The organism is Bacillus hominis, from assembly GCF_018332515.1.
Classification (GTDB): domain Bacteria; phylum Bacillota; class Bacilli; order Bacillales; family Bacillaceae_G; genus Bacillus_A; species Bacillus_A hominis.
The window spans coordinates 1-9,762 of record NZ_BOQD01000040.1; the positions used below are offsets into that span (position 1 = coordinate 1).

8 protein-coding genes are annotated in these 9,762 nt (G+C 36.2%); all 8 read left to right on the forward strand.

What is annotated here, in order from left to right:
• Nucleotides 1-487 precede the first annotated feature (487 nt).
• Complete coding sequence (locus tag KI356_RS05785) at nt 488-1,639, forward strand: Gfo/Idh/MocA family protein (RefSeq protein WP_212935028.1); 1,152 nt, start codon at nt 488-490, stop codon at nt 1,637-1,639.
• 30 nt (nt 1,640-1,669) lie between these two features.
• Nucleotides 1,670-2,653 carry an ABC transporter permease gene (locus KI356_RS05790; RefSeq protein ID WP_234842417.1) on the forward strand — a complete coding sequence of 328 codons (984 nt, stop codon included), beginning with the start codon at nt 1,670-1,672 and terminating at the stop codon, nt 2,651-2,653.
• 13 nt (nt 2,654-2,666) lie between these two features.
• A complete protein-coding gene (locus KI356_RS05795; RefSeq protein WP_128280006.1) occupies nt 2,667-3,548 on the forward strand; it encodes a carbohydrate ABC transporter permease in 882 nt (293 codons plus the stop codon).
• 17 nt (nt 3,549-3,565) lie between these two features.
• A complete protein-coding gene (locus KI356_RS05800; RefSeq protein WP_128280007.1) occupies nt 3,566-5,188 on the forward strand; it encodes an extracellular solute-binding protein in 1,623 nt (540 codons plus the stop codon).
• A 76-nt stretch (nt 5,189-5,264) separates the two neighbouring features.
• Nucleotides 5,265-5,972 carry a YesL family protein gene (locus KI356_RS05805; RefSeq protein WP_238486178.1) on the forward strand — a complete coding sequence of 236 codons (708 nt, stop codon included), beginning with the start codon at nt 5,265-5,267 and terminating at the stop codon, nt 5,970-5,972.
• A gap of 148 nt (nt 5,973-6,120) precedes the next feature.
• Nucleotides 6,121-8,721, forward strand: a complete 2,601-nt coding sequence (locus KI356_RS05810; protein WP_212935030.1) for a beta-galactosidase — start codon at nt 6,121-6,123, stop codon at nt 8,719-8,721.
• Complete coding sequence (locus tag KI356_RS05815; protein WP_128280010.1) at nt 8,718-8,930, forward strand: hypothetical protein; 213 nt, start codon at nt 8,718-8,720, stop codon at nt 8,928-8,930. Before KI356_RS05810 ends, KI356_RS05815 begins: the two co-directional genes overlap by 4 nt.
• A 110-nt stretch (nt 8,931-9,040) precedes the next feature.
• On the forward strand, nt 9,041-9,760 hold the full coding sequence (locus tag KI356_RS05820) for a GntR family transcriptional regulator (RefSeq protein WP_212935031.1): 720 nt from the start codon (nt 9,041-9,043) through the stop codon (nt 9,758-9,760).
• Nucleotides 9,761-9,762 lie beyond the last annotated feature (2 nt).

Consider the following 9,762-nt stretch of genomic DNA (forward strand, 5'->3'; position numbering starts at 1 on the left):
TGGTAATGACAACATTATATCATAACTGAATCTGTCATATACATAATCAATATAGTAGTCATAGTTTGTTAGTTCAACTGGTAGTGACATCATTATAGCTGCGTGATAGAAAGAACAAAAAATGTTTCTTGCAAACAAAAACACTTATTTGTAAACGTTTTATTTATGGGGGGAAATACTTGGTTTAAAATACAAATCTCTTTGTAAAAGATCGTTAGTTAGTTCAACTAACCATTAGTGTGTAATAAATGCACCGGTGAAAATGGAATGAAAAAGTGGCTTATATTCTTTTTGTCAGCATTGTTATTTGTAGCAGCAGGATGTTCTAATGGTGGCGAAAAAGCAAACACGTCATCTTTAAAAACTAGGTAGAAAACATTTGGATGATAATAAGGAAATACTTCCACAAGACTTTAAGGAGGTGGTTCACCAAGAGGAATAATCAAAAGTAGTAGGGATAAGAAGAAGGGATAGGAGGAAGTATCAAATGGAAAATGTAAGAATTGGGATTATTGGTGCAGGACTTCGGAGTGGTATTGCAAAGTATTGGCATGACCCAGGTGGAAATTCAGTTGTCGTTGCTGCAGCCGATGTTTCGATGGAAAGATTGAAAACCTTTCAAGAAAAAATTAACAAACATGCAGATATTACCACCGATTATAAAGAGTTACTCGCTCGCACGGATATTGATGCTGTTGCCATTTTGTCTCCCGATTATTTACATGAAGAGCATGCCATTGCGGCACTTCAGGCTGGTAAGCACGTCTATTGTGAAAAGCCCTTAGCGATCACAGTAGAAGGATGTGACCGGATTATCGAACAAGCGGAAAAGTCTGGAAAGCATTTAATGGTTGGTTTTAATATGCGTTATATGAGTATGTATCAAACAATGAAAGAGATTATTGATTCAGGGGTAATCGGTGATCTTAAAGCCGTTTGGGTAAGACATTTTGTCGGATTTGGCGGATACTATTATTACCATGACTGGCATGGAACAGCTAAAAATACGACTTCGCTTTTATTGCAAAAGGGTTCTCATGATCTTGATGTGATCCATTGGATTACTGGAAAATATACAAAAAAGGTTTCGGCTTTTGGGGGACTCGATTTTTACGGTGGAGAGAAACCAAATACATTAACCTGTCCTACTTGTGATGAAAAGGATACTTGTACGGAAGCGAGTCTGAACGTATTAACCCAATGCGCTTTCCGGGAAGAAATCGATGTTGAGGACAATAATATGTTGATTATGGAACTTGAAGGCGGGATTAAAGCTTCCTACTTGCAATGCCACTTTACACCAGATTATTCAAGAAACTATACCTTTATCGGTACAAAAGGCAGAATAGAGAATGATGATGTAAATGAAAAAGTATATGTGAAAACGAGAAAATCAAACTCATGGAATGAACTTAGCGACATAACCTATGACATGAAAAAAGAACAAGGCAGCCACGGTGGTGCGGATCCAAAAATATGCAGAGACTTTGTCGAACTAGTTTTAAACAACAAGCAACCTTTAACCACACCATATGCGGGAAGAATGAGTGTTGCGGTCGGCTGTGCAGCGACTGAGTCCATTCGCTCTGGTGGAAAGGTTATTAAAATCAGTCAAGGTTCAACTGTCAAGTATGTGTGATTAGCTTCTGTATGAGAAGGGGGAGAGAATTTGGAAAAAATTATTCAAAGCGAGACTCGTATGCAACACGCTAACATATTAGAAAAAAAATCAGAAGCGTCCTCGTCAAAGTGGACAATTTTACAGAAGTCGTTTCGTAAAAATTGGGAACTTTATTTATTGATTTCTCCTGTAATCGCTTACTTTATTGTGTTTCATTATATCCCAATGTACGGCGTGCAAATTGCTTTTAAAGATTTTATTGCAACGCTAGGGATATGGGATAGTCCATGGGTAGGGATGAAACACTTTGAGCGTTTTTTTAATAGTTACTATTTTTGGAGACTTATTAAAAATACGTTGATTATTGGTGTTTATACACTAGCAGTAGCATTCCCGATTCCAATCATCATTGCCCTCATGCTAAATGAAGTAAGAAATTCTAAGTTTAAAAAATTCGTACAAACCATTATTTATGCTCCTCACTTTTTATCTACAGTAGTAGTAGTCGGGATGTTGATCCTTTTTTTAAAGCCGGATGGATTAATCAATCAAATTATTATTCTAGTGGGTGGAAAACCAATCGCATTTATGTCGGAACCAAGTTGGTTTAAAACATTATACGTGTTTTCCGATGTATGGCAAACCATGGGGTGGAGTTCTATTATTTATCTTTCTGCTTTAACTGCTGTTGACTATTCCTTACATGAATCAGCAATGATTGACGGTGCTTCGAGATTGCAAAGAATATGGCATATTAATATCCCAACGATTATGCCAACGATTATTATTCTATTTATTCTAAATGCAGGATCTGTTATGTCAGTTGGATTTGAAAAAGTTTTCTTAATGCAAAATACCCTAAACATGTCGACATCAGACGTTATATCTACCTTTGTTTATCGCAGCGGTATCGAACAAGCTGAATACAGCTTTTCTGCTGCAATAGGGTTATTCAACTCAATCATAAATTTCATTATGCTTGTAATGGTGAATTTCTTTGCTAAAAAAGTGAATCAAACAAGTCTATGGTAGGTGGTGAACTAGATTGGAAAATACAGCATCCGATAAAGTTTTTAATTTTTTTAATTATTTATTTTTAACAATCATCGCATTACTGGTTGTTTATCCTTTGATCTTTATCATAAGCGCGTCGCTTAGCAATCCACTCCATGTGTTAAACGGAGAAATTTGGTTTTGGCCAAAGGGGTTAAATTTCGACGCGTACAAAAAATTATTTTCAAATCATGATATTATAAACGGATTTCTCAATACCCTTAAATATACGGTGGTAGGGACTGCTATTAATGTAGTATTAACGATTATGGCAGCGTATCCACTTTCTAGGGCAGACTTTGTTGGTCGTAATGTGATTATGGGAATATTTGTTTTCACGATGTTTTTTAGTGGCGGTTTAATTCCTAGCTATTTGCTTATTAAAAATCTTGGAATGATTGATACTTTTTGGGTAATGGTTATTCCTAATGCCGTATCTGTTTTTAATATTATTATTATGCGGACGTTTTTCCAAACGACCATTCCACTTGAACTTCAAGAAGCGGCCATGATTGATGGCGCAGGAAATATTAGAATTCTACTGAAAATAGTTTTGCCTCTCTCTATGCCTGTTATTGCCGTTATGATTTTATTCTATGCAGTTGCACACTGGAATTCTTATTTTACAGCATTAATTTATTTACAAAATAAAGAACTTTTTCCACTTCAATTAATCTTAAGGGAGATTCTTATTCAAAGTCAAACGAGTGATATGGTTAAATCAACGAGTGAAAGTTTCTTAAAGCAGCAGATGAGTGTGGAAGGACTGAAATATGCGGTTTTAATTTTTGCGAACTTACCAATGTTGTGTTTGTATCCATTCTTACAAAGGTATTTTGTTAAAGGATTTTTGGTTGGATCTATTAAAGGATAAAATTAGGGGGTTGCGAAATGAAGAATAAAAAGAAAAAAGCTAGTATTCTATCGTTTGTTCTAATGAGTTCACTCGTATTAGGCGCATGTTCCAACGAGAAAACCACTGCCGACAATAAAAAGGAACCCACAATATCTAATTTAAATCAAACTGGAATGCCCATTGCAAAAGATAAGATTGAGTTGAAAGGCTTTGCGGGAAAGTTTTTTCAATCACAGGATTGGAACAATTTAATGCTTTGGCAAGAATATGAAAAAATGACTAATATTCATATTAAGTGGGATGCTGTCCAAACACAAAGTTTGAAGGAAAAACGAAATCTCATGCTTGCAAGTGGTGAGTATCCAGATGTACTATTCGCAGCTGCAGTGCCGAAGACGGATTTAATAAAATTTGGTCAGCAGGGTGTATTTATTCCTCTAAATGACTTAATTGATAAGTATGCTCCGAATTTTAAAAAGATTATGGAAAAATACCCTTTAGTGAAAAAAGGAATTACGATGCCTAATGGAAAAATTTATGGGTTTCCGGCTTTTTATGATCCTGAATTCAAGGGGCTCATTTATGGAACACCATGGATTAAAAAGGAATGGCTTGATAAATTAGGATTGAAAGAACCAACGACTCTTGATGAATTTGAATCCGTATTACAAGCCATAAAAGACGGTGATCCAAATGGTAATGGAAAAGCAGACGAAATTCCTTGGGGCGGGGCATATGGAATCGATGAATTTATTAGCTCCCTAAAAGGATCTTTCGGCTTAAATAATCATGGAACTGCGAATCAAAATGTTGACTTAGATCCGAAAACAAAAAAAATGCGCTATGTACCGACCACTGATGGATATAAAGAGCTATTGCAATATTTAAACAAGCTTTATACTAAAGGTTTAATTGATAAAGAAATCTTCACTCTTAAGACAGAAGAGTTTAGTGCGAAAGCTTCAAAGAATACCTTTGGCGTCATAAACGGAGTTGATCCTGGGACGACAGAAAATCTGAGTGGCTTTGTAGGAATGCCTGTATTAAAAGGCCCTCATGGAGATCGATTAAATACAGCAGTTGGTTCACCTTTAGGAAACATAGGGATGTTTGTTATTACGAATCAGAATAAGAGTCCTGAAGCGACGGTAAGGTGGATTGATCATTTCTATAGTGATGAAGGATCAAAAATGTTCTTTATGGGCTTCGAAGGTAAAACTTATACTAAAGATCCAACAACTGGTAAATTGGATTACGTTGATGAAATTAAAAAGAATCCGGATGGATTAACGCTAGACCAAGCAGTAAGTAAATACCTAACATGGCCTGGTGGTTATTATCCTGGTTTTGTTAAGCAAAAATACTTTAACGGAGCAGAAAGCAAAGAGGCTACAACTGCAAATGCTCAACAAGCAGAACCGCTATCGCTTAAATTGGATGATGTTTGGCCAGCGTTTAACTTTACGGTAGAAGAACAGAGTGAGTTAACACCAATTTCAACCGATATGGATACGTATCTGAAAGAAATGACAGCAAACTTTATTACAGGAAAAGCAGATTTCTCTAAATGGAATGAATATAAAAGTACGTTAGAAAAAATGGGCGTTAAACGTTATCTAGAAATTTACGAAGCAGCATATAAGAGAATGGAAAAATAAAAAAGTTGATTGAACCGTACGGATGATATTGGCTCTCCGTACGTGTTTCCTTCTTAGGAAGAGGGTTATGGTGTTTATGGAAACTAATGGTCTAATATGGAAGTTTTATAATTTTTCGGAAATTGTTATGAAAATAGCCATTTTTCAAATCATTTGGATCGCCCTGACTTTAATGGGGGGTATTATCCTAGGGCTGATGCCTGCAACTGTAGGGTTATTTACAGTCATAAGGAAATGGCGGATGGGAAACGAACAACTCCGTTCATTAGTTGAAATTTATTGGATTACTTTCCGAAAAGAGTTTTGGAAAGCGAACACCATAGGCTTTGCTTTGTTTTCCATTGGGTTCTTGATCTATCTAAACTTTTCCTTTATTCGATTTACCAACGGGCTCACGCATCTATTATTATTTATTTTCATTATCACGCTTAGTATTCTTTTTTTAATCCTACTATTATATATTATCCCTGTTTTTGTTCATTTTGAATTTAAGCTGCAGCAATACTTGACAATGTCCTTATTATTAGGAATATCTTTCCCATTCCATACGATACTATTAGCTTTCGGTTACTATATTTTATTTAGGTTGTTTTTGTGGGTTCCAGGTTTAATTCCATTTTTTAGCGTTAGTGTTGTGGCCTTTTTTACTATGTGGGTGTCAATGAATATATTTCATACGATGGAGAATAAAGTGAGAGAGATTTCTAACTTTAAATTGTCCGGTTTGAATCCGTTCTTTCATAAAAAAACATTACCATCTGAAAACCAGACCAAGGGAGTTTAAAGAGACTCTGACAAATATAGAAAAACCAGTATTTACATTTTTCGTTATTAGCGATATCCAATTAACATGCTGGTAGAAGTTCTGTTTGCTACTAAGTTATAAAACTGTTATCAAGAATTTTGGGACATGACAATTTTGGAGGGAAATCATGATAACTTACGATAAGAAAAGTTGGAAGATCCATAATAAAAGAATCTTCATTTTATCTGCTGCCATCCACTACTTCCGTCTTCCAAGGGCTGAGTGGGATGATGTTTTAGAAAAAGCAAAAGCTGGGGGGTGTAATACAATTGAAACCTATATTCCGTGGAATTTCCATGAGATGAAGGAAGGTGAATGGGATTTCTCTGGCGACAAAGATTTAGCACATTTTCTTCAATTATGTGCTGATAAAGGATTATATGTCATTGCAAGACCTGGCCCATATATTTGTGCAGAATGGGATTTTGGCGGATTTCCGTGGTGGCTCTCTACGAAAAAGGATATTCAATATCGTTCGGCACAGCCTAGTTTTTTACACTATGTAGATCAATATTTTGATCAGGTTATTTCAATTATTGATGAGTATCAATTAACGAAAAACGGTTCAGTTATCATGGTTCAGATTGAAAATGAATTCCAAGCTTACGGTAAACCTGATAAGCAATATATGGAATATTTGCGGGATGGAATGATTGCAAGAGGCATCGAAGTACCATTCGTTACATGCTATGGAGCAGTCGATGGTGCTGTGGAGTTCCGCAATTTTTGGTCAGGTGCCAACCGTGCCGCTGAGAGTTTAGATGAACGATTTGCCGATCAGCCGAAAGGTGTCATGGAGTTTTGGATTGGTTGGTTTGAACACTGGGGTGGAAATAAAGCGAATCAAAAAACACCTCAGCAGCTTGAACGTGAGTGTTACCAGCTCTTGAGCAATGGATTTACGACCATTAATTATTATATGTATTTTGGTGGCACGAATTTTGATCATTGGGGCGGACGAACAGTTAGTGAACAGGTTTTTTGTACGACAACATATGATTATGATGTCGCTATTGACGAATATTTACAGCCAACCAGAAAATATGAAGTATTAAAAAGATACCATTCCTTTGTCAAATGGCTGGAACCGCTATTCACAAATGCAGAACAAGCTGCTTCTGATGTGAAGCTGTCAAGTGACCTTAAATCAGAGCGAATTGTCAGTCCTCATGGCGAAGTACTATTTATTGAGAATAATAGGAATGAAAGAATTCAATCCCATGTGAGACATGGCAATGAACTTGTTCCGTTTACGATTGAAGCCAATGCCGTTTTACCGATTGTCCGCAATGTTAAGGTAGGAAATCATTTTATTATTAAAACATTAACGGGACAGACAACAGGTTTTGATTCTAGGTATGCGGTGATTTATCACGAAAATGGGCAACGTTCTACTTTAGTTGTACAGCTTGACCAAAAGGCAGAAATTCATTGTCCAACACCAAATCGATTCGAAGAGTTAGAAGACGGCAGTATTGCTTTTCATTTATTTCATGGAAGTCAATCACAAACAATAAAGCTTTTATTTAAAGATGGATCCAGCTATTCTATTGAAGTTGTCACAAGAACATCGCTGGATGTCATTGTTCCTAAGCTTGAAAAGGATACTGCACGAAATAAATTATCATGGGAAACGGCAGATGAACCTCTTTCTTTTTTAACAGGAAAGGTGAAAGAGGCAGAAAAACCGCTTGATTTCAGTAGTTTCGGACAGTTTAGCGGTTATTTAGGCTATGAAAGTGAATTTGATACAGAAGAAACACAAACTACGACGGTTGTCTTTCCTCGTATCGAGGATCCAGTCATGGTTTTCTGTAATCAGCAATTTGTCGGGAAGCTTAGCAAGCTTGGGGCTGCTGAAATTGAAGTTCCAGTGAAAAAAGGGAAAAATACGTTAACATGCCTCGTTCAGAATATGGGACGCTTCAACTATTCTCAGGTGGTAGGGGAACCGAAGGGCATTAGTGAGTCTCCAGCACTTAACGGGAAATATCTATCCTTACGAGGAGAATGGCAGGTTGAAGGCTGTGGAGTTCAACATCATTTATCGCAAATACCAAGGATTGAAGAGCGTATCGCCTTTTTAAGAACCTTCGAGAATGAGGATTATGATCGAGCGTTTCTCGTTGGTGAAGGCGTTTCGCGTGTTACGGTAAATGGTGAAAAGGGAAAAATCTTGATGGAATGTCAAACGGGTTGGTCAAAAAACAGTGCTGTTTATGGAGTTGCGGATATAAGTGCTGCCTTAAAGCAAGGGGAAAATATTTTGGATTTAGATGCTCAGAATATTACTAGTATTCGTCGTTTCGACCTTTATTTGTTTAATGAAAAGGAGCAAATTTCTGGATGGAAAACGAAAGCATTTGCCCAGCAACACGAGGTAAGGGAATGGAAGATTATTAATAGTGATCAACAAACTATTAATCCCCGCTGGCATAAAAGTAATTTTACCTGGAACCCTGACAATGGCTCTATTGTAAAGGTTCGTTTGAATCAGTTGAGCAAAGGATGTTTTTGGGTAAACGGCCAATGTTTAGGAAGGTACTGGAACATTGGACCACAGGAGGATTATAAGATTCCAGCATCCTTACTGAAAGAGCAAAATGAAATTGTTATTTTTGATGAAGAAGGTTTAGTGCCGGATCATGTTGTGATTCATTTCTACAGCCCATTTGTTCAGCCAGAAAAAAAACAGTTGGTTACAGTCGAAGCTGGAAGCAAAAAATGAAACTTAAATATGAAGAAAGCTTAACGTCTGCAATGATTTCGGCAAATAGTCATTTAATTGCTTTTGCTGCTGAAAAATCAAGAATAACAGGTGAAACAATATGTAACAGAATTGCAGAAAACAATGAAACAAGTGAAGTAAGGAAGTTAACCTGTATCGTAAGAGTCACCTCAAAATGGGGAAATATAGGTGAAAAGAATTTTAACTGATGGAGAACCACTTTTCATTTCAATATGAAAAAGTGGTAGTAGTTCCTATTTCCATTCGTTATAATAGCCATAAAATGGTTATAACAATTTTATGGATGAGGGAGTAAAATATGATTGAAAAAGATAATCGAACACCACTATATTATCAACTGCTGGATATTATTGTAGAGTTAATTGAAACTGGGAAATTACAAGAACATGATAAGCTTCCGTCAGAGCGTGAGTTATGTGAGATTCATGATGTAAGCAGAACAACAGTAAGACAGACAATGCAAGAGTTAGAGAAAGAAGGATACATTTATAAAAAGCATGGAAAAGGAAGTTTCGTCTCACCTCGTGTATTTAATCAAAGTCTTGTTCATTTTTATAGTTTCACAGAAGAAATGAAAAAGTTTGGGAAAGTGCCATCATCAAAAGTAGTATCCTTTACTATTATGAATTGCGACAAGAAAGTAGCGAAAATTATGAAGCTTGAGTTTGAAGAAGAAGTCTATCAAATTACAAGACTAAGGTTAGCTGATAAAGAACCAATGTTGTTTGAAACGTCGTATATTCCAGTAAAGTTTTTTCCGTATTTAACGAAGACAGAGCTAGAAGAGACACCAATGTACGAAATTTTTCGTGCAAAATATCAAGTTCATATTACGCGAGCAGTAGAAAATTTTAGAGCAATTGCAGCAAATGAAGATCATGCAAAATGGCTGCAAATTCAAGTGAATGATCCATCTCTATTATTAGAGCGAATCGCATATGCAAAAGAAAATATAATGGAATACACAGAGACGATTGCTAGAGGGGATAAATTTACTTACACAGTTGAATTACAATAAGT